This is a genomic window from Nocardioides asiaticus (assembly GCF_040049175.1).
Classification (GTDB): domain Bacteria; phylum Actinomycetota; class Actinomycetes; order Propionibacteriales; family Nocardioidaceae; genus Nocardioides; species Nocardioides cheoyonin.
The window spans coordinates 938,754-958,240 of record NZ_JBDZDM010000002.1; the positions used below are offsets into that span (position 1 = coordinate 938,754).

General features: G+C 72.9%; 18 protein-coding genes. 11 read left to right on the forward strand and 7 right to left on the reverse strand.

What is annotated here, in order from left to right; all coding sequences use genetic code 11:
- The first annotated feature begins 8 nt into the window (after positions 1–8).
- A complete protein-coding gene (gene glmM, locus ABLE53_RS10430; protein WP_348858802.1) occupies positions 9–1,364 on the forward strand; it encodes a phosphoglucosamine mutase in 1,356 nt (451 codons plus the stop codon).
- A gap of 19 nt (positions 1,365–1,383) precedes the next feature.
- Here glmM and ABLE53_RS10435 read toward each other — a convergent pair whose 3' ends face one another.
- Together ABLE53_RS10435 and ABLE53_RS10440 are read right to left on the reverse strand one after the other, a co-directional pair.
- Positions 1,384–1,962, reverse strand: coding sequence for a cysteine hydrolase family protein (locus tag ABLE53_RS10435; RefSeq protein ID WP_348858803.1), 579 nt, complete (start codon positions 1,960–1,962; stop codon positions 1,384–1,386).
- On the reverse strand, positions 1,959–2,474 hold the full coding sequence (locus ABLE53_RS10440) for a cysteine hydrolase family protein (RefSeq protein WP_348858804.1): 516 nt from the start codon (positions 2,472–2,474) through the stop codon (positions 1,959–1,961). Before ABLE53_RS10440 ends, ABLE53_RS10435 begins: the two co-directional genes overlap by 4 nt.
- Before the next feature lie 127 nt (positions 2,475–2,601).
- Here ABLE53_RS10440 and ABLE53_RS10445 point away from each other — a divergent pair, with 127 nt between their 5' ends.
- Positions 2,602–3,186: a DUF8017 domain-containing protein gene (locus tag ABLE53_RS10445; RefSeq protein WP_348858805.1), complete on the forward strand. Its 585-nt coding sequence runs from the start codon at positions 2,602–2,604 to the stop codon at positions 3,184–3,186.
- Positions 3,187–3,204: 18 nt separating this feature from the next.
- Here ABLE53_RS10445 and coaA read toward each other — a convergent pair whose 3' ends face one another.
- Complete coding sequence (gene coaA, locus ABLE53_RS10450; protein ID WP_348858806.1) at positions 3,205–4,173, reverse strand: type I pantothenate kinase; 969 nt, start codon at positions 4,171–4,173, stop codon at positions 3,205–3,207.
- A 65-nt stretch (positions 4,174–4,238) separates the two neighbouring features.
- Here coaA and glmS point away from each other — a divergent pair, with 65 nt between their 5' ends.
- The 8 genes from glmS to rimI all read left to right on the forward strand — a co-directional run bounded on the left by glmS (position 4,239) and on the right by rimI (position 12,412).
- On the forward strand, positions 4,239–6,098 hold the full coding sequence (gene glmS / locus ABLE53_RS10455; RefSeq protein WP_348858807.1) for a glutamine--fructose-6-phosphate transaminase (isomerizing): 1,860 nt from the start codon (positions 4,239–4,241) through the stop codon (positions 6,096–6,098).
- Positions 6,099–6,102: 4 nt separating this feature from the next.
- Entirely contained in the window at positions 6,103–6,456 is a 354-nt protein-coding gene (locus ABLE53_RS10460; protein WP_348858808.1) for a holo-ACP synthase, read from the forward strand.
- Between the two features lie 67 nt (positions 6,457–6,523).
- Entirely contained in the window at positions 6,524–7,915 is a 1,392-nt protein-coding gene (locus ABLE53_RS10465; protein ID WP_348858809.1) for an NAD(P)H-hydrate epimerase, read from the forward strand.
- 125 nt (positions 7,916–8,040) lie between these two features.
- Complete coding sequence (gene alr / locus ABLE53_RS10470; RefSeq protein ID WP_348858810.1) at positions 8,041–9,192, forward strand: alanine racemase; 1,152 nt, start codon at positions 8,041–8,043, stop codon at positions 9,190–9,192.
- A complete protein-coding gene (locus ABLE53_RS10475) occupies positions 9,189–10,289 on the forward strand; it encodes an alpha/beta fold hydrolase (protein ID WP_348858811.1) in 1,101 nt (366 codons plus the stop codon). The genes alr and ABLE53_RS10475 overlap by 4 nt, the downstream gene beginning before the upstream one ends.
- Positions 10,290–10,302: 13 nt before the next feature.
- Positions 10,303–11,262 (forward strand): tRNA (adenosine(37)-N6)-threonylcarbamoyltransferase complex ATPase subunit type 1 TsaE, encoded by a 960-nt coding sequence (gene tsaE / locus ABLE53_RS10480; protein ID WP_348858812.1) that lies wholly within the window; start codon positions 10,303–10,305, stop codon positions 11,260–11,262.
- A gap of 29 nt (positions 11,263–11,291) precedes the next feature.
- Positions 11,292–11,945 carry a tRNA (adenosine(37)-N6)-threonylcarbamoyltransferase complex dimerization subunit type 1 TsaB gene (gene tsaB, locus ABLE53_RS10485; RefSeq protein WP_348858813.1) on the forward strand — a complete coding sequence of 218 codons (654 nt, stop codon included), beginning with the start codon at positions 11,292–11,294 and terminating at the stop codon, positions 11,943–11,945.
- Positions 11,942–12,412 (forward strand): ribosomal protein S18-alanine N-acetyltransferase, encoded by a 471-nt coding sequence (rimI, locus tag ABLE53_RS10490; RefSeq protein WP_348858815.1) that lies wholly within the window; start codon positions 11,942–11,944, stop codon positions 12,410–12,412. The genes tsaB and rimI overlap by 4 nt, the downstream gene beginning before the upstream one ends.
- On the opposite strand, the gene ABLE53_RS10495 is transcribed toward rimI, so the two are convergent.
- Both ABLE53_RS10495 and ABLE53_RS10500 read right to left on the reverse strand, forming a co-directional pair.
- Positions 12,400–14,004 carry an HAD family acid phosphatase gene (locus tag ABLE53_RS10495; protein WP_348858816.1) on the reverse strand — a complete coding sequence of 535 codons (1,605 nt, stop codon included), beginning with the start codon at positions 14,002–14,004 and terminating at the stop codon, positions 12,400–12,402. The genes rimI and ABLE53_RS10495 overlap by 13 nt on opposite strands.
- A gap of 90 nt (positions 14,005–14,094) precedes the next feature.
- Positions 14,095–14,814, reverse strand: a complete 720-nt coding sequence (locus ABLE53_RS10500) for a GNAT family N-acetyltransferase (protein ID WP_348858818.1) — start codon at positions 14,812–14,814, stop codon at positions 14,095–14,097.
- A 14-nt stretch (positions 14,815–14,828) separates the two neighbouring features.
- On the opposite strand from ABLE53_RS10500, the gene tsaD reads away from it, so the two are divergent.
- Positions 14,829–15,875: a tRNA (adenosine(37)-N6)-threonylcarbamoyltransferase complex transferase subunit TsaD gene (gene tsaD / locus ABLE53_RS10505; RefSeq protein WP_348858819.1), complete on the forward strand. Its 1,047-nt coding sequence runs from the start codon at positions 14,829–14,831 to the stop codon at positions 15,873–15,875.
- On the opposite strand, the gene ABLE53_RS10510 is transcribed toward tsaD, so the two are convergent.
- Positions 15,876–18,026: an MMPL family transporter gene (locus ABLE53_RS10510; RefSeq protein ID WP_348858820.1), complete on the reverse strand. Its 2,151-nt coding sequence runs from the start codon at positions 18,024–18,026 to the stop codon at positions 15,876–15,878. It abuts the gene before it with no gap.
- A gap of 85 nt (positions 18,027–18,111) precedes the next feature.
- A complete protein-coding gene (locus tag ABLE53_RS10515; protein WP_348858821.1) occupies positions 18,112–19,455 on the reverse strand; it encodes an MFS transporter in 1,344 nt (447 codons plus the stop codon).
- Positions 19,456–19,487: the final 32 nt, after the last annotated feature.

Genomic DNA, 19,487 nt, shown 5'->3' on the forward strand with positions numbered 1-19,487 from the left:
TGCGCCATATGGCACGCCTCTTCGGCACGGACGGGGTCCGGGGCCGGGCGAACGGTGAGATCCTCACCAGCGCCCTGGCCCTGGACCTCGCCGTTTCTGCGGCCCTGGTGCTCACCGAGACCGGCGATTTCTCGGGCCGCAAGCCGGTCGCCGTCGTCGGCCGCGACCCGCGGATCTCCGGGGAGTTCCTGGAGGCGGCGGTCGCTGCCGGGCTCGCCTCGGCGGGCGTCGACGTGATCGACCTCGGCGTGCTCCCGACGCCCGGCGTCGCCCACCTGACCGCTGCGCTGGACGCCGACCTCGGTGTCGTGATCTCCGCGTCCCACAACCCGATGCCGGACAACGGCATCAAGTTCCTCCAGCGTGGCGGGCTCAAGCTCGACGACGCCCTCGAGGACCGCATCGAGGCCCGGCTCGGCCAGCCGTGGGAGCGGCCCACCGGCGCCGACGTCGGCCGGATCGGCTTCCACCGCACCGCGGTGGAGGAGTACGCCGCCTACCTCGTGCGCACCCTGGTCAAGCCGCTCGCCGGGCTGACCGTCGTCGTGGACTGCGCCAACGGCGCGGCCTGCTCGGCCGGGCCGCTGGCGCTGAGCGACGCGGGCGCGAAGGTCATCGCGATCAACAACGACCCCGACGGCCTCTCCATCAACGACGGCGTCGGGTCCACCCACCCCGAGAGCCTGCAGAAGGCGGTCGTCGACCACGGCGCCGACGCCGGGTTCGCCTGGGACGGCGACGCGGACCGCTGCCTGGCCGTCGACGCCGCCGGCAACCTGGTCGACGGCGACCAGTTGATCGCGATCCTCGCGCTCGGCCTCGCCGAGGACGGCCTCCTCCACGGCGACACCGTCGTGGTGACGGTGATGAGCAACCTCGGCTTCGTGAAGGCGATGGACGCCGCCGGCATCACGGTGAAGCAGACCGCCGTGGGCGACCGCTACGTGCTCGAGGAGATGCGCGCGCACGGCTACGCGATCGGCGGGGAGCAGTCCGGCCACATCATCCTGAGCGACCACGCCACCACCGGCGACGGCATCCTGACCGCTGTCCAGGTCCTCCAGCGGATGATCACGAGCGGCCGGACGCTCGCGGAGCTGGCCTCGGTGGTCACCAGGCTGCCGCAGGTGCTCGTCAACGTGCCCGACGTCGACCGGAGCCGCGCGCGCACCGACGAGGGCCTGCTCGCCGCCGTGGCGGCGGAGGAGGCGGCCCTCGGCGGGGACGGCCGGATCCTGTTGCGCCCGTCCGGGACGGAGAACCTCGTCCGGGTCATGGTCGAGGCGCCCACCCACGACCAGGCGCAGTCGGTGGCGGACCGGCTGGCCGAGGTCGTACGCCAGCGGCTGAGCCTGCCTGTCTGACCCGCCTCCCGGGCGAGGATCAGGCGGCGGCCCGTGCCGCGAGCCAGCGCAGCACCTCCTCGGAGGTGGCCAGCGCACCCTCCTGGAGGTGCTCGATCATCGCCAGCGCGTCGTCGTGCGCCTGTCGGCTCGACCCGGCGACGACGTCGGTCACCACCGTGACGGCAAGGTCGCGCTGGTGCGCGTCGACCGAGGTGTAGAGCACGCAGATGTCGGTGAACCCGCCGATGACGATCACGCTGTCCACGTCGTACGTTCCGAGGACGAGGTCCAGCGCGGTGGCGAAGAACGCGGAGTAGCGCCGCTTGCGCAGGTGGACCTCGTCACCGACCGGGCCGAGGCCGTGGGCGATCTCGGTGGCGAGGTCGCCCTCGAGGCAGTGCGGACCCTCGGAGCCGTCGAGCTCGCGGCCGATGTCGGTGAGATGGCGCTTGTGCACCTCCTGCACCCACACGACCGGGACCTCCTGCTCGCGGCAGCCGGCGACGAGCGCCTTGGCCAGCTCGAGCTGCTCGAGGGTGTACGTCGAGCCGGGGCCGGTCAGGTCGCCGCCCTGGAAGTCGACGACGAGCAGTGCGGGGGACCCGTGGACGTTCACGGCGCCTCCCCGGACACGTCGAGACCGTCGAGCCACGCGGTCACCGCCGCGTCGGAGACGAGTGCGTCACGCTGGAGGTACTTCATCGCGCGCAGCGCCGCGTCGTGCAGGCGGGCGCTCGAGCCGCGGAGCAGGTCGACGTCCGTCCGGAGGTGGTAGTCGAGCTGGTGGGCGTCGACCCCGCTGTAGTGGACGTCGACGTCGGTGAGCCCGCCGACCAGAAGGACCGTCTCCGCCCGGAAGCCGCGCAGGACGAGGTCGAGCTCGGTGCCGAGGAACGCCGACAGGCGCGGGCGCGGGACGACGTACTCCTCAGGGCGCGGGTCGAGGCCCGGCGGGAGCTCGACGCCGTCCCGCGGCGCGAAGACGACGGGGACGCGCTTGGCCCGGCAGGCCGTCACCAGCTCGGCGAGACGCCCGTCGTCGGTGGTCGCGCCGAGGACGACCACCACGACCCGACCGACCGGCGCCAGCGAGTCGGCCGGGGACCAGTCGAGCACCTGCAGCGGCACCGGGCTCCCTTCGTCGACGGAACCGCCGAGGCTAGCGGCCGGCGGTTTCGCCTCGTCGCCGCTCCGGTTTCCTCCCCATGACGCCCGGGCCGCGTTTCGCAGCCGGCCCGCCGGGTAGGCCCGGGTCGTGACAGTCCTCCGCCGCGTCGTCTGGGTGCTCGGGGTCGTCGCCGCCCTCGCCGTCGTCGGTACGTCGGCGGCCGCGCTGGTCCTCGACGACGACGCGGAGCAGCCGCGCCTGACGCTGCGCGGCAGCGGCGTCAGCGCGACGCTGCCGGCCGCGCACTGGCGGATCGCGCCGCCCGACACGGGCATCGTCTACCGGGATGCCGACGGCCGGCGGCTGGTGGGCCTCACCGGACCGGCGGTCTACCGTGAGGGCGCCTGCGTGTCGGACCGCACCCTCAGCCGTGCGTTCGCCGGGTTCGTCCCGCGCTCGGGTCGCCCGCTGCGGACCGTCGCCCGAGCGTGGGCCGAGGCCGCGACGCTCGACGTCACCACCGGGCGTCCGACCGGCCCCGTGCGGCTCCGGGTCTCCGAGGATCGGGTCGACGCGGACGTCGGCGTACCTCCCGGGCCCTGCAACCCCGCCCGGCAGCACCTCACCGTCGTCGCCGCCGGCGACCAGGCGCTCGTCCTCCTGCGCGACGTCGGTGTCGCCGGCGCGCTGCCGCAGGAGGCGGCCGAGGAGATCGTGGACTCGGTCCGTTAGGTCGGTGAGCCAGTGCCGCTACAGCTTGCGCAGGCGCACGTAGCGGACCGAGTGGTCGCGGTCCTTGCGCAGCACGAGCGTCGCGCGGGAGCGGGTGGGCAGGACGTTCTGGACCAGGTTGGGGCCGTTGATGGTGTCCCAGATCTGCGTGGCCCGCGCGACCGCCTCGTCGTGGGTGAGGGCGGCGTACTTGCTGAAGTACGACGACGGGTCGCGGAAGGCGGTCTCGCGGAGGCGGAGGAACCGCTCGACGTACCACTCCTTGATGTGGGCGGTCCCGGCGTCGACGTACACGCTGAAGTCGAAGAAGTCCGACAGCCCGAGCCCCGTGGTGCCGTCGGCGCGGGCGCGCGCGGGCTGGAGGACGTTGAGCCCCTCGACGATCAGGATGTCGGGGCGCTTGACCACGACCTTCTCGCCGGGAACGACGTCGTAGACGAGGTGGGAGTAGACCGGCGCCTCGACCTCGTCCTTGCCCGACTTGATGTCGACCACGAACTTGAGCAGCGCCCGCCTGTCGTAGGACTCGGGGAAGCCCTTGCGGTCCATCAGCCCGCGGCGCTCGAGCTCGGCGTTCGGGTAGAGCCAGCCGTCGGTCGTCACCAGGGCGACGTTGGGGTGCTCGGGCCAGTGCGCCAGCATCTGCTGAAGCACGCGCGCGGTGGTCGACTTGCCGACCGCCACCGAGCCGGCGAGGCCGACGACGAACGGCGTGCGCGCCGGGATCGGCTGGTGGAGGAACTCCTCCTGCTCGCGGTGGAGCCGGCCCGCGGACCCGACGTACAGGCTCAGCAGGCGGCTCAGCGGGAGGTAGACCTCCTCGACCTCGGTCAGGTCGATGAAGTCCCCGAGCCCCTGGAGGCGCTCGACCTCCTCGGCGGTCAGCGGGCTCTCGGTCTCGGAGGCGAGCTTCGCCCAGGCCTCGCGGTCGAGCTCGAGGTACGGCGAGGACTCGCGCTCGTCTCCGGCCTGGCCGTGGGAGGACATGCACTCGATTCTGACGTACGCGCGCCGGGCCGGGTCGGACGGGCCCCATCCGTAAGATCGGCGCCATGTGCGCGATCGTGGGCTACCTCGGTGCCAAGTCCGCCCAGGAGGTCATCGTCGAGGGGCTGCGCCGGATGGAGTACCGCGGCTACGACTCGGCCGGCGTGGCGCTCGTGGACGGCGCCGGCACCGAGTCCGCCGCGGTCGCCGTACGCAAGAAGGCGGGGAAGCTCGGCAACCTCGAGAAGCTGATCGACGAGGACCCGCTGCCGCCGTCCACGATCGGGCTCGGCCACACCCGGTGGGCGACCCACGGTGCGCCCAACGACCGCAACGCCCACCCGCACCTCGGCGCCCACGGGCGGGTGGCGCTGATCCACAACGGGATCATCGAGAACTTCGCCGAGCTGCGGGCCGAGCTCGAGGACGCCGGCCACGTCCTGCTGTCCGAGACCGACACCGAGCTCGCCGCCCACCTGCTCGAGCTCGAGGTGGAGTCGGGCGCGGACCTGACCACCGCGATGCAGCGGGTCTGCGGCCGGCTCGACGGGGCGTTCACGTTCGTGGCGCTCGACGCGCGCGACCCGGACCGGATCGTCGGCGCCCGCCGTAACAGCCCGCTCGTGGTCGGGCTCGGCGAGGGCGAGAGCTTCCTCGCCTCCGACGTGGCGGCCTTCATCGAGCACACCCGCGAGGCGCTCGAGCTCGGCCAGGACCAGGTCGTCACGATCACCCGGGACAGCGTCTCGGTCACCGGCTTCGACGGCTCGCCTGCGGAGGGGAACCGGTTCCATGTCGACTGGGACCTCTCGGCGGCCGAGAAGGACGGCCACGACTGGTTCATGCGCAAGGAGATCTTCGAGCAGCCGCGCGCGGTCGCCGACTCGCTGCTCGGCCGGCGCGGCGCCGACGGTGCCCTGCAGCTCGACGAGATGCGCCTCTCCGACCAGGAGCTGCGCGACGTCGACAAGATCATCATCATCGCGGCGGGGACGTCCTTCTACGCCGGGATGGTGGCGAAGTACGCCGTCGAGCACTGGTGCCGGGTGCCGGTGGAGGTGGAGCTGGCCTCGGAGTTCCGCTACCGCGACCCGATCCTCGACTACTCCACGCTCGTGGTCGCGATCTCGCAGTCGGGCGAGACCGCGGACACGCTGCAGGCGATCAGGCACGCGCGTACCCAGCGCTCCAAGGTGCTCGCCATCTGCAACACCAACGGCTCGACGATTCCCCGGGAGTCCGACGCGGTCATCTACACCCACGCCGGACCCGAGATCGGGGTGGCCTCCACCAAGGGCTTCCTCACGCAGCTGGTCGCCTGCTACCTGCTGGCGCTCTACCTCGCCCAGGTGAAGGGCACGAAGTACGGCGACGAGATCGACCAGGTGCTCTGCCAGCTGGAGGCGATGCCGGAGGCGGTGGCGGAGGTCCTCGGGAGCGCGGAGCAGGTCTACGCCCTGGCGAGGTCGTACGCCGAGCGGCGGTCCTTCCTCTTCGTCGGCCGCCATGCGGGCTACCCGGTGGCGCTCGAGGGGGCGCTCAAGCTCAAGGAGCTCGCCTACCTGCACGCCGAGGGGTTCGCGGCCGGCGAGCTCAAGCACGGTCCGATCGCGCTGGTCGAGGACGGCGTGCCGGTCTTCTGCGTCGTACCTCCGCGGGACCGCGACTTCCTCCACGACAAGATGGTCTCCGGGATCATGGAGGTCCGTGCCCGGGGAGCGCGGACGATCGCGCTCGCGGAGGTGGGCGACACGTCGGTGGAGTCCTGCTCGGACGAGGTCGTCCGGCTGCCGCGAGTCCCGGTCCTGCTGCAGCCGCTCGTCGCCGCCGTACCCCTCCAGCTGTTCGCCTGCGAGCTCGCCACCGTCCTGGGCCTCGACGTCGACCAGCCGCGCAACCTCGCCAAGTCGGTCACGGTGGAGTGAGCGCGTGGCGGTGATCGGCGTCGGGATCGACGTCTGCGACATCGAGCGGTTCGCGGAGACCCTCGAGCGCACGCCTGCGCTGCGCGGGCGGCTCTTCACCGAGGACGAGGCCGCCCGGCCGCCGGCGTCGCTGGCCGCCCGCTTCGCGGCGAAGGAGGCGCTGGCCAAGGCGCTCGGCGCGCCGCAGGGCATGCACTGGCACGACGCCGAGGTCGTCTCCGAGGCGTCCGGCCGTCCGCGCTTCGAGGTACGCGGCACCGTCCTGGCGCAGTTCGAGGCGATCGGCGTCGCCGGCGTACACCTCTCCCTGTCGCACGACGCCGGCATCGCCTCCGCGATGGTCATCCTCGAGGGGTGACGCCGACTCGGCTGCGGCGAAGCGCTGGCTGCGCTCACCACAGCCCACGGACTGACACGATGCTCGTATGCGACGAGCGCACACCGTGGACCAGGTGCGGGCGGCGGAGGCCGCGCTGATGGCGACGCTGCCGGAGGGGACGCTGATGCAGCGCGCGGCCGCCGGCCTGGCGTACGCCGTGATCGACTTCCTGGGAGGGGCGTACGGCCGCCGGGTCTGTCTCCTCGTGGGGAGCGGCGACAACGGCGGCGACGCGCTGTACGCCGGCGCGCTGCTCGCCCGACGCGGGTCGAGCGTCGAGGCATGGCTGCTGTCCGAGCGCGCCCATCCGGCCGGCGTCGCCGCGCTCCGGGCGGCCGGGGGACGGGTCACGACCCCCGACTCGAGGGGGCACAACCGGCGATTCGACGTGGTGGTGGACGGGATCGTCGGGATCGGGGGCAAGCCCGGGCTGCGGGACCAGGCAGCGGCCGCAGTGGGGGCGCTGGCCGGGGTGCCGGTGGTGGCGGTGGACACCCCGAGCGGGGTGGACGTCGACACCGGCGAGACGCCGGGCGCGCACGTGACGGCCGACCTGACGGTCACGTTCGGCACCCACAAGATCTGCCATCTCGCCGACCCCGCGGCGGCCGCCTGCGGGGCGGTCCAGCTGGTCGACATCGGCCTGGCGCCGTACCTGCCGGCGTCGCCGGTCGAGAGCCTGCAGGCGGCCGACGTCGCGGCGCTGCTGCCGAGGCCGGCGAGGGACGCGCAGAAGTACGCCCGCGGCGTCGTCGGCCTGCGGGTCGGCAGCGCGACCTACCCGGGCGCCGCGCTGCTGTCCGTCGCGGGGGCCGACACCGGACTGGTCGGGATGGTGAGGTACGTCGGCAGCGCGGCCGACACCGTCAGGCAGCACCACCCCGAGGTCGTCGGGCCCGGCCGGGTCCAGGCCTGGGTGGTCGGCTCGGGCGGCGGCGAGCACGCCGGCGAGGAGCTCGCCGCGGCGCTCGGCGACGCGGTGCCGCTCGTCGTCGACGCCGACGCACTCGCCCACGTGATCGGCCCGCTGCCGGTCCCCGCGGTCCTGACCCCCCACGCGGGCGAGCTGGCCGGGATGCTGCGCGCCGACCGGGCCGAGATCGAGGCGCGGCCGCTGGAGTTCGCCCGGGCCGCCGCGCGGGAGTACGCCGCCGTCGTACTCCTCAAGGGGCGACGCACCGTCATCGCGCGGCCCGACGGCACCGCCCGGGTCAACACCACCGGCACGCCGTGGCTCGCGACCGCGGGCGCGGGCGACGTGCTCGGCGGGCTGGTCGGCGCACTGCTGGCCGCCGGCCTCGACCCGTACGACGCCGCCTCCGTGGGCGCGTGGCTGCACGGGGCCGCGGCGACCTACGCCGCCCAGGACGGCCCGCTCGTGGCGAGCGAGGTCGCCCGGGCGATCCCGGCGGTGATCCGCGGCCTGCCGGGCCGCTGACGGGCCACGATCCCCGACTCGAGGGGTCACAAGCCCCGACTCGAGGGGTCACAAGCCCCGACTCGAGGGGCCGCAACCCCCGACTCGGCGGGCCCGGGCCGACGACGGATGGGACAATGGGCACCATGACCCGCGCCGAGATCGTCGTCGACGTCGCCGCCATCAGGCGCAACGTCGCGGTGCTCCGGCGCTTCGTCAAGGTGCCCGTGATGGTGGTCGTGAAGGCCGACGGCTACGGCCACGGGCTGGCCGCCTCCGCGCGCGCCGCCCGCGAGGCGGGCGCCGAGTGGCTGGGCGTCGCGTCGTGCCAGGAGGCACTGGCAGTGCGCGAGGCGGGCGACACCGGGCGCGTGCTCGCCTGGCTGACCGTCCCCTCCGACGACCTCACCCCGCTCGTGAGGCAGGGTGTCGACGTCACCGCCTACACCGTGGCCGACCTGCACCGCCTCGCCGAGGTCGCCCGCGAGACCGACCTGCGGCCCCGGGTCCAGCTCAAGGTCGACACCGGGCTCTCCCGCGGCGGGGCGACGATGGCCGACTGGCCGGACGTCTGCCGCGCGGCCCGCGAGCTCGAGCTCGCCGGGCTCCTCAAGGTGACCGGTGTCTGGTCGCACTTCAGCTCCAGCGAGGTGCCCGACGACCCGGCCAACGAGGAGCAGGAGAAGGTCTTCCGCGAGGCTCTCGACATCGCCGCCGAGGCCGGCCTCCGCCCCGAGGTGCGCCACCTCGCCAACTCGGCCGCGGCGCTGCTCCGGCCGAGCAGCCGCTTCGACCTGGTGCGGGTCGGCATCGCGTCGTACGGCCTCGACCCCGCTCCCGGCCTCACGCCGGAGCTCGGACTCGTCCCGGCGATGACGGTCCGGGCCGACCTCGCGCTGGTCAAGGAGGTCGGCGCGGGCGCGTCGGTCTCCTACAACCACACCTGGACCGCGGACCGGCCGACCACGCTGGGCCTCGTGCCGGTGGGGTACGCCGAGGGAGTGCTCCGCAGCGTCGGCAACCGGGCCGAGGTGCTCGTCGACGGCGTACGCCGGCCGGTGCGCGGCACCATCTGCATGGACCAGTTCGTGGTCGACCTCGGCGGCGACCACCCCGTGACCGGCACCGACGTGGTGCTGTGGGGCCCCGGCACGGCCGGCGAGCCCACGGCGCACGACTGGGCGGCCGCCGGTGAGACGATCTGCTACGAGATCGTGACCAGGATCGGAGGACGCATGACGCGTCGCCACGTCGACAGCGACCGTTCCACCACCGCCGGCGGAGAGGGGCAGAAGTGAGCCTCGCCGGCAGGATCGCGGGCGTCGCCGCGGGTGCGGTCGCGGCCGCCGCCGTCGGCGCCGGCGCCCGGGTCGCGGTCAGCGTCAACCGGCGCCGCAAGGTCATCGAGGGCCGCCCCGACCAGAGCGTGCCGCCGACGCCGTTCGGCTCGCTCCACTCCTGCCCGCGCACCGTGGTGACCGGCGACGGCGTACCCCTCCACGTCGAGGTCGACGAGGTCGACCCCGCCCACGAGCACGGCGGACGCACTCCCGTCACGCTGGTCTTCGTCCACGGCTACGCGCTCAACCTCGACTGCTGGCACTTCCAGCGGGCCGCCTACCGCGGGCTGGTCCGGTCGGTCTACTACGACCAGCGCAGCCACGGCCGGTCCGGCCGCTCCGGGCTCACCGACGCGACGATCGACCAGCTCGGCGACGACCTGCTCCACGTCCTCGACGCGGTCGTCCCCGAGGGTCCGGTCGTGCTGGTCGGCCACTCGATGGGCGGGATGACGATCGTGGCGCTCGCCGAGCAGCATCCCGAGCTGTTCGCGGCGTACGACCAGGGCGGCCGGATCGTCGGCGCCGCGCTGATCTCGACCACCGCCGGCGGCCTCGACCCCAGCCGGATGCTGATGCCGGTCGTGCCGGCCAAGCTGAGCGGAGGGATCACCCACAGCGCCGTGCGCACTCTCGCGCGCGGCCACAAGGCCGTCGACGGCGTACGCCGCATCGGTCGCTCGCTCGCGACCGTCGCCACCGACGCCTTCGCGTTCGGCGACGAGGTGCCGGCGGCGTACGTCGAGTTCGTCGACGACATGCTCGCGAGCACACCCTTCGAGGTGGTGGCGGAGTTCTTCCCGAGCTTCCGGGCGCTCGACAAGTTCGACCACGTGGGCGTGCTCGGCAACATCCCGACCACCGTCATCTGCGGCACCGACGACAAGCTGACCAGCATCGGCCACAGCCGGAAGCTGCACTCGCGGATCCCCGGCTCCACACTCATCGAGTGCCAGGGCGCCGGCCACATGGTCATCCTCGAGCGGCACGGCCAGGTCAACGCCGCCCTCGACCAGCTCGTCGCGGCCGCCACCCGCGACGCCGAGTCGGCCTGATGAGCGAGCGTCCGTGAGCTCCGACGTACCCCGGCTGACCATCGAGCGGGTCGGGCCCGAGGCGGCCGCGCCGCTGCTCGCCATCGTCCAGGCGGCCTTCTCCGTACGCCCGCCGCTGGACCCGCCGGCCGACGCCCTGTCGGAGACCGAGGCGACGATGAAGGAGCACCTCGCGGCGTACGGCGGCCTGCTCGCCCGGCTCGACGGAGAGCCGGTCGGCGGGCTGGTCCTCGACCCGGCCGGCAAGACGGTGTGGCTGCGCCGGTTCGCGGTCCTGCCGGACCGGCAGGGCCACGGGATCGCCCACAAGCTGATCAGCCGCGCGGCCGAGGTTGCGGGCGCCGACGGCTACGAGGACCTCGCCGTCGTCGCCCGCGAGGAGCTGCCGCGGACCGTGCGGTTCTGGGACCGGCAGGGCTTCCGCGAGATCGACCGGCCGGCGCCGCTGGTGCGGATGCACCGGCCGCTCAACACCTACGTCCTCGAGGTCGTCGACGCCGACGCGATGCGCGAGCTAGGCCGCCGGCTGTCCGCCCAGCTGCGGGCCGGGGACCTCCTCGTCCTGACCGGCGAGCTCGGGGCGGGCAAGACGACGTTCACCCAGGGGCTCGGCGCCGGGCTCGGCGTACGCGGCGCCATCACCTCGCCCACCTTCGTCATCGCCCGTGTCCACCCCAACGAGGGGGGCGGGCCCGAACTGGTCCACGTCGACGCCTACCGCCTCGGCAGCATGGCCGAGCTCGACGACCTCGACCTCGACACCGATCTCGACGAGGCGGTCACCGTCGTCGAGTGGGGCGAGGGGATCGCCGAGGGGCTCGCCGAGTCGCGCCTGGAGATCCGCATCGTCCGCGCCCTCGCCGACGAGGAGCCGCTCGACGACCCGGAGGACCCCGACGGCGCCGACCCGCGCCGCGTCGAGATCACCCCCGTCGGGCCGCGCTGGCACCGTCTGGACGTCTCCGGGCTGTAGCGGCCCCGCACGCTGGCTACCCTCGACCCGTGCTCCTCGCCTTCGACACCGCCACCCCGCAGGTCAGCGTTGCGCTCTTCGCCGACGGCGCGGTGGTGGCCGAGCGGGTCTCCGACCGCGCGATGAAGCACGGCGAGCAGCTCGCCCCGCTCATCGAGCAGGTCCTCGCGCAGGCCGGCGCGGTCAGGCAGGACCTCACCGCGGTCGCGGTCGGCGCGGGTCCGGGGCCGTTCACCGGACTGCGGGTCGGCCTCGTCACCGCGCGCACCCTCGGCTACGTCCTCGAGATCCCGGTCTACGCCGCCTGCACGCTCGACATGCTCGCCGTGGAGGCCGCCGAGCGCGGGCTGGTCGGCGGTCCCTTCGTGGTGGCCACCGACGCGCGCCGCAAGGAGGTCTATCTCGCGTCGTACGACGTCGACGGGCGGCGCCTCGAGGGGCCGGCCGTCGCCCGGCCGGCCGAGGTGGCGACCTCCGTGCCGGTCGTGGGGGAGGGCGCCGTGCTCTATCCCGACGCGTTCCCGAACCCGGTCGGCCCGACCCGGCCGAGCGCCGGCTGGCTGGCCTGGGCGGTGACCGAGGAGCGGCTGGAGCTCGTCGACCCGGAGCCGCTCTACCTGCGCCGGCCGGACGCCGTCGAGCAGCACCTGCCGAAGCCCGCCCTGCCGAGCAACAGCACATGACCGTGCGCACGGCGACGCTCGCCGACGTGGCCGGGCTCGCGGCGCTCGAGGCCGGTTCGTTCCCCGACGACGCCTGGACCGAGGACTACCTCCGGCTCGCCGTCTCGGGCGAGCTGCCCACCGTCGCGGTGCTCGCCGCCGAGGCGGACGGGGAAGTCGTCGGGCACGTCATCGTCAGCACGGTCTTCGAGATCGCCGAGCTCCAGCGGATCGCCGTCGCGCCCGAGCACCGGCGCCGCGGTGTCGCCACCGCCCTGCTCCACGCCACCGCCGCGCGCGCCGCGGCCGCCGGAGCCGAGCGGCTGCTGCTCGAGGTCCGCGAGCACAACCGGCCCGCGCTGGCGTTCTACCGCAAGGAGGGGTTCGCCGAGATCGACCGGCGGGACCGCTACTATCGCGACGGCACCACCGCGGTGATCCTGCAGCTCGATCTCGGCGCCCCCTCCGCGCAGGCTCAGGGCAGGTAGTACGTCGGGTTCGGCAGCTTGATCGGGTGCTCGGCGTACCCGCCGATCAGGTCGGAGTACTGGTCGCCGAGGTTCGCCACGATCCGGTAGCCCTCGGCGGCGACGTGCTTCCTGGTCTGCGACTTGTACTCGATCGTCGAGCAGGAGTTGTCCGAGCCGCAGTCGACGTACGCCGGCGGCGTCGCGCCGCTGACCCACTTGGTGTAGTAGTTCTCCGGCGTGAAGCCCTCGTAGCCGACCTTCGCGAGGTTGCCGAGCGTCGCGTCCTTCTGCGCGTCGTTGCGGCCGGTGAGCCCGACGATCGTGCAGCCGGCGTCGCCGACGGCGTTGACCAGGCCGACCATCGACGGCGTGGCCGGGAACTGCTCGTTCTGCACCCAGACGTCCTGGAGCGCGGGGTCGTAGTTGAACTTCATCGCCCCGTCCTCCATGTCGTAGGTCCACAGCGTCGTGTCGTCGGCGTCGAAGACGATCGCCGGCTTCGCGCCCCGGGCCGAGAGCCGCGAGCACTCCGAGACAAGCCGCGGCTTCCAGTGCCTGACCACGGAGGCCATCTCGTCGATGTAGGGCGAGTCGTCCTTGTCGCTGATGCCGGCGCTGGTGGCACCCTCGTACGTCCTGATCGTCGACTTCACCGAGTCGCTGTTCGGGATGCCCTCACCGCTCTCGGTGAGCCCGCTGGAGCCGTCCGGCTTCATGGTGAAGTGCGTCCGCGGGGCCAGCCACGGCTCCTTGAGCCCGGGCAGGTCGGCGCTGGGCAGGTAGTACGTCGGGTTGGGCAGCTTCAGCGTGCGGTCGGCGTACCCGCCCTGCAGGTCGCTCCACTGGTCGCCCACGTTGAGGACGATGTCGTAGCCGAGGCGCTCGATGTGCTTGCGGGTGTAGGCCTTGTACTCGACCGTGGTGCACGTCGAGACGCACGAGACGTACGCCGGCGGCGCGTCGCCGGAGTTCCACTTCGTGTAGAAGTTGTCGGCGTCGAACGGCGTGTAGCCGACGTCGGCCAGGTTGGTGAGCGTCGCCGGCTCCTGGTCGGCCGTGCGGCCGGTGATCCCGAAGATCGCGAAGCCCATCTTCGCCGCCTTGTTGACGAGCGAGACCATCCCGGGCGTGGCGGGGAACCGGGCGTCCTGCACCCACTCGTTCTGGAGGGTCGGGTCGTAGTTGAACTTCATCGCCCCGTCCTCCATGTCGTAGGTCCAGAGCGTGGTGTCGTCGGCGTCGAAGACGATCGCGGGGCGCTGGTGGTGCCGCTTGGCCTGCGCGTAGATCCGCGGCAGGCTCCTCAGCTCCCGGGCCTCGATCGCCTTCATCTCCGAGATGTAGGGCGAGCTGGTCTTGTCGGCGATGCCGTTGGTCGCGTTGTAGTAGGTCCGGATCGTCGACTTCACCGAGTCGATGTTGGGGATGCCCTCGCCGCCCTGGGTCAGGCCGCTGGAGCCGTCCGGCTTCATCGTGAAGTGGGTGCGCGGGGCGAGCCGCTGCGCGTGTGGCTTCGGCGCCTGATGGGCGTCGGCGGGGCTGGTGCCGGCGACGAGTGCGCCGGCGAGGAGGGCGGCTGCGGTGGCAGCGACGAGGCCCTGACGAGTCATGGTGTCTCCCGGGTGAACGACTGACCAACGGATCGCGAACCTATTGGTGGGGTGTCCCACCCCGCAAGGGTCCGTCCCTCATCCGGGGGATCAGCGGTCGACGACCCCCGCGGCGAAGGTGTGCACGGTGCGGTAGCCGAGCCGGCGGTAGATCGCCAGCGCGGGTCCGTTGTCGACGTACACCCCGAGCGACGCGACGCCGGTCGGTGCCATCGCCCGCCGGGTCAGCGCGGCCGACACGGCGGCGCCGAGACCGCGCCCGCGGTACGCCGGCCGGGTCGTGACCCCGCGCAGGTGGCCGGTCCCGTCGCCGACCCGGGTGAGCGCGCCGACCGCCGCGAGCGTGCCCTCGACCTCGCTGCCGAGCCAGGCCTCGACGTCCGGCTCGCCCGGCCGCGCGAACGAGTCCGGGTTGCCGTCGTCGAGGACCGCGCCGATCGCCTCGGCGTCCGCGACCTCCACCACCTCGACCCGCGGGGCTGGCGGCGGCTCGGAGCACAGCATCCAGTCCCACACGTGGGCCGTCGGCACCGGCCAGGGCAGCGCGCCGAAGGAGGGCTTGTCCACGACGACCCGGCCGGGCGGCGGCAGGGCCGAGGCCACCTCGGCGAGCAGCGGGTCGAGGTCGGCGGCCGGCCCGACGCAGGTGTACGCCGCCCCGGCGACCCGGTGCGGGTGCCGCGAGACACTCTGGACGACAGCGGCCCGGCCGCGCACCCACGCCCTCTCGAACGTGGCGGCGCCGACCTGGCGGCGTACGAACTCGTCCTCGACCTGATCCACCAGCTCCGGGAGCGTCACCTCGCGCACGGCAGAATGGAACCATGCCTGACGAGCCGCTGGTGCTGGGGATCGAGACCTCGTGCGACGAGACCGGCGTCGGCATCGTCCGCGGCCGCACCCTGCTCGCCGACGCGGTGGCGAGCAGCGTCGACGAGCACGCCCGCTTCGGCGGGGTCGTGCCCGAGGTCGCCAGCCGGGCCCACCTCGAGGCGATGGTGCCCACGCTCGAGCGGGCGGCCGACACCGCCGGCGTACGCCTCACCGACGTGGACGCCATCGCGGTCACCTCCGGCCCCGGCCTCGCCGGCGCCCTCCTGGTCGGCGTCGCCGCGGCGAAGGCGCTGGCGCTCGGTCTCGGCAAGCCGCTTTACGGCGTCAACCACCTCGCCTCCCACGTCGCCGTCGACCAGCTGCAGCACGGCCCGCTGCCGGAGCCGTGCCTGGCGATGCTCGTCTCCGGCGGTCACTCCAGCCTGCTGCGGGTCGCCGACGTCACCACCGGCGTGGAGCCGATGGGCGCGACCATCGACGACGCGGCGGGGGAGGCCTTCGACAAGGTCGCCCGGCTGCTCGGCCTCGGGTTCCCCGGCGGGCCAGTCATCGACCGGGCCGCCCGGTCGGGCAGCAGCGTCGCCATCGACTTCCCGCGCGGGCTGACCAGCCGGCGCGACCTCGAGCGGCACCGGTTCGACTTCTCCTTCTCGGGTCTCAAGACCGCCGTCGCCCGGTGGATCGAGACCAAGCAGCGGGCCGGTGAGGAGGTCCCGGTCGCCGACGTGGCCGCGAGCTTCCAGGAGGCAGTCTGCGACGTCCTCGTGCGCAAGGCCCTCGACGCCGCCTCCGCCGAGGGCATCGAGGACCTCGTGATCGGCGGCGGCGTCGCCGCCAACACCCGGCTCCGCGCCCTCGCCGAGGAGCGCGCGGAGCGGCTCGGCATCCGGGTCCGCGTGCCCCGGCCGGGGCTGTGCACCGACAACGGCGCCATGGTCGCCGCGCTCGGCGCCGAGATGGTCCTCCGCGGGCGTACGCCGTCGGCGCTCGACCTGCCCGCCGACTCCTCCCAGCCGATCACCAGCGTCCTAGTGTGATCAGACTTCCACGAACTCCCGCTGCGGCTCCTTCTCGTCCTCGTGGCCCGGCCACCAGGCGGCGTGCCCGATCAGCGCGGTGAGCGCCGGGGTGAAGAACATCGCCATCACGAACGCCGCGACGGCGATGCCGAACGCGATCGCGAAGCCCATCGTGGTGAGCAGGGAGTTCCCAGCGAGCATGAGCGAGGCGAAGGTGCCCGCCAGGATCACGCCGGCCGCGGCGATGGTCGGGCCGGCGTGCCTGACGGCCCGGCTGGCGGCCTCGCGCGGCGGACGCCCCTCGCGGGCCTCCTCGCGGAGCCGCGACACCATGAGGATGTTGTAGTCGGTGCCGAGTGCGACCACGAAGAGGTAGATGTAGATCGGCAGCAGGAAGATCAGGCCCTGGTCGCCCTTCGCGTGCTGGAAGACCAGCACCGTCGCACCGAGGGTCGCGCCGAAGCCGAGGCCGACCGACGCCATGAGGTACCACGGCGCCACGAGCGAGCGGAGCAGCAGCCCGAGGATCACCATGATGATGATGGCCGCGACCGGGAAGACGACCGCGTAGTCGCGGTTCATCGCGGACTGGAAGTCGACGAAGACCGAGGTGAGACCGCCGACGTACGCCTCGGTGCCGTCCGGCGCCGCCGCGCGTACGGCGGGCCGCAGGTCGTCCTTCACGACGTGGATGGCCGCATCGGACGACGGGTCGTCGGCGAGGACCGCGACGACGATCGCCGTGCTCGGGTCGGTCGGCGAGATCGTCGCGAGGTGCTTCTGCGCGGCCGGGACGACCGCGCTGACGCCCGGGGTCTTCGACACCGCCGTCCCGAAGGCATCGGCCTCCGCCTGGTCGATCGCCTTCCCGCCGGCCGCATGGAGCACGATCGGGGTCGGCTGGGTCGCGCCCGCGGTGAATCCGCCGTCCTCGAGCTTCTGCGTGGCGACCGAGGACTCCATCGAGGTGTCGGAGCTGCTTGAGCCCAGGTCGAAGGTCGGGTTGAACCCGCCCCAGACGAAGCAGAACAGGGTGAGGACCACCAGCACGCCGCCGGAGGCGGCCGCCGTACGGCCGGGGCGGCGGCCGAGCTGGCGGCCGATCCAGGCGAAGCGGGTCGCCCGGGGCTCCTGCCTCCACTTCTTGGAGGGCCAGAAGAGGGCCCGGCCGAGCACGGTGACGACGGCCGGCACCAGGGTCAGCGCAGCGAGCAGCGTGACCGCGACGGCGATGGCCAGCGACGGCCCGATCGAGCGGAAGATCCCGAGCGAGGAGAGGACGAGCGTCAGGAAGGCGACGAAGACGGCGCCGCCGGCCGAGGCGATCGCCTCGCCGGCCCGCTCGAGGGCGTGGGCCACCGCGGCGCGGTGCTCGTCGCCCTCGCGCATCCGCTCCCGGTAGCGGAACAGGAAGAACAGGATGTAGTCGGTCCCGATCCCGAACAGGACGACGATCAGGATGACGCTCGTCGAGTCGTCGGTCTTGAGGTCGAAGATCCTCGCGGCCCAGGCGATCAGCCCGTTGGCGATCGTCGAGACGAGACCCACCAGGACGATCGGCATGATCGCGATGAGCACGCTGCGGAAGATGATCGCGAGCAGGATGATGATGAGCAGGAAGGTTGCGAGCCCGACGATGGTCTCGGCGTTCTTGCCCGACTGTGACTGGTCGTAGCTCTGCGGCAGCGTCCCGGTCGTCAGCGCCTCGAGCCCGGTGCCCTGCGTGAGCCGGTCGAGCTGGTCGCGCTGGTCGGTGACCTGGTCGAAGTCGGACTGCTTCTGCCCGGTGACGCCGTCGGCCATGTCGATGTTGACGATCGCGACCTGCTTCGTGGGCGAGACCTGCACGGCCTCCGCCCGGGTGAAGTCCGAGCCGAGCTTGAGGTTCTTGACGACGTCGTTGATCTTCGCGACGTCGGCGGCGCCGAGGGACTCCCCGTCGGTGCGGTCGAAGACGATCGTGGCGCCGGCGTCCTGCTGCTGCGGGAACGCCTTGTCGGTCAGCGCCGTGGCCTTGATCGACTCGTAGTGCTTCGGCAGGAAGTCCGACTGGTCGGTGGTGGCGTGGATCGTCGGTGCCGAGGCCACCACAACGACGGCGAAGACGATCCAGGCGGCGATGACGTACCAGGGATGGCGCGCGACGAAGCGGCCGAGAGCACCGAACATGCGACCCAACCTAGGACACGCGGGCGAACGCCCTCGACGCGGAACGTTGTCGAGTGCGCAGGACAAATGTCATGGTCGGGCCGGTTCAGGCAGGCTCGGAGGCGAGCTCGGCGGCCCGCGTCGGCGCGACGTGGAGCGCCGGCCGCTCGCGTACGCCGAGGGTCGCGACGAAGCTGATCAGCGCCAGGGCCATGACGTACGCCGCGATCGCCGGCCAGCTGCCGCTGGCGTCGTACAGCGCGGTGGCGATCAGCGCCGCCGGCCCCGCCCACAGGACCGAGCCGAGGTGGTAGGCGAGCGAGACGCCGGTGTAGCGCACCGGTGCCGGGAACGACTCGGCCATGAGCGAGGCCTGCGGGGCGTACTGCAGGTCGTGCACCACCAGCACGAGCACGGTCCCGGCGATGACGGCCCAGCCGGCCGCGGTGTTGAGCAGGCCGAAGTAGGGGATCGCCACCGCGAACATCAGGGCGGCGCCGACCAGGTGCATCCGCCGTCGGCCCACCCGGTCGGAGACCCAGCCCCAACCGGGTGTCGTGAAGAGCTCGACGGCCGCCCCGACCAGCACGGCGTTTGTTAGGAACTGCTTGCTCAGCCCGAGCTGGTCGGTGCCGTAGGTGATCACGAATGTCGTGAAGACGTAGAACGGACCGGTCTGGCCGGCGCGCATGAAGGCGGTGACGAGGATCTGGCGCCAGTAGCCACGGATCGCCGTGAGGGCCGGGACGGTGTCCACCCGCCGCTCGGCGCGTACGGCGCGGAACTCGGTCGACTCCACCACGCCGATCCGGATCGCGAGGCCGACGGCCACGAGCACGATGCTGACCAGGAACGGGATCCGCCAGCCCCACGAGTCGAACGCCGCGTCGCTCATCGCGACCTGGGTGAGCGACATCGAGGCCGTCGCGAGCAGCATGCCGAGGGCCGAGCCGAGCTGCGGCCACGAGCCGTGGAGGCCGCGCCTCGTGGCGCCCTCCTTCCATTCGGTCGACATGAGCACGGCGCCGCCCCACTCGCCGCCGACGCCGAAGCCCTGGACCACGCGCAGCACGACGAGCAGGACCGGGGCGAGCGAGCCGATCGTGGCGTGCGTGGGGAGCACGCCGACGAGGGCGGTGCCCACGCCCATGAGCAGCAGCGTGGCGATGAGGGTCGACTTGCGCCCCAGCCGGTCGCCGAAGTGGCCGAAGAAGAGCGCCCCGACCGGGCGGATCACGAAGCCGAGCAGGAACGTCGACAGCGCCAGCATCGTGCCGGCAAGCGGGTCGGAGTCGGGGAAGAACAGCTTCCCGAAGACCAGCGCCGAGGCCAGGCCGTAGATGTAGAAGTCGTACCACTCGATGCCGGTTCCGATGGTCGAGGCGATCCGGGCGCGGCGGGCCAGCCGTGCCTCGTCGTACGCCGGCGCCGTGGGGCTGGTCGCTGACATGGGTACTCCTCACTTCCGAGCAGTGGGGGACA

Excerpts from the sequence above, each read along its gene's own strand:
- ABLE53_RS10495 (WP_348858816.1), bottom strand. The coding sequence starts at position 14,004 with ATGACTCGTCAGGGCCTCGTCGCTGCCACCGCAGCCGCCCTCCTCGCC.
- ABLE53_RS10515 (WP_348858821.1), bottom strand. The coding sequence starts at position 19,455 with ATGTCAGCGACCAGCCCCACGGCGCCGGCGTACGACGAGGCACGGCTG.
- glmM (WP_348858802.1), top strand. The coding sequence starts at position 9 with ATGGCACGCCTCTTCGGCACGGACGGGGTCCGGGGCCGGGCGAACGGT.
- rimI (WP_348858815.1), top strand. The coding sequence starts at position 11,942 with ATGACCGTGCGCACGGCGACGCTCGCCGACGTGGCCGGGCTCGCGGCG.
- ABLE53_RS10465 (WP_348858809.1), top strand. The coding sequence starts at position 6,524 with ATGCGACGAGCGCACACCGTGGACCAGGTGCGGGCGGCGGAGGCCGCG.
- coaA (WP_348858806.1), bottom strand. The coding sequence starts at position 4,173 with ATGTCCTCCCACGGCCAGGCCGGAGACGAGCGCGAGTCCTCGCCGTAC.
- tsaD (WP_348858819.1), top strand. The coding sequence starts at position 14,829 with ATGCCTGACGAGCCGCTGGTGCTGGGGATCGAGACCTCGTGCGACGAG.
- glmS (WP_348858807.1), top strand. The coding sequence starts at position 4,239 with ATGTGCGCGATCGTGGGCTACCTCGGTGCCAAGTCCGCCCAGGAGGTC.
- alr (WP_348858810.1), top strand. The coding sequence starts at position 8,041 with ATGACCCGCGCCGAGATCGTCGTCGACGTCGCCGCCATCAGGCGCAAC.
- ABLE53_RS10510 (WP_348858820.1), bottom strand. The coding sequence starts at position 18,026 with ATGTTCGGTGCTCTCGGCCGCTTCGTCGCGCGCCATCCCTGGTACGTC.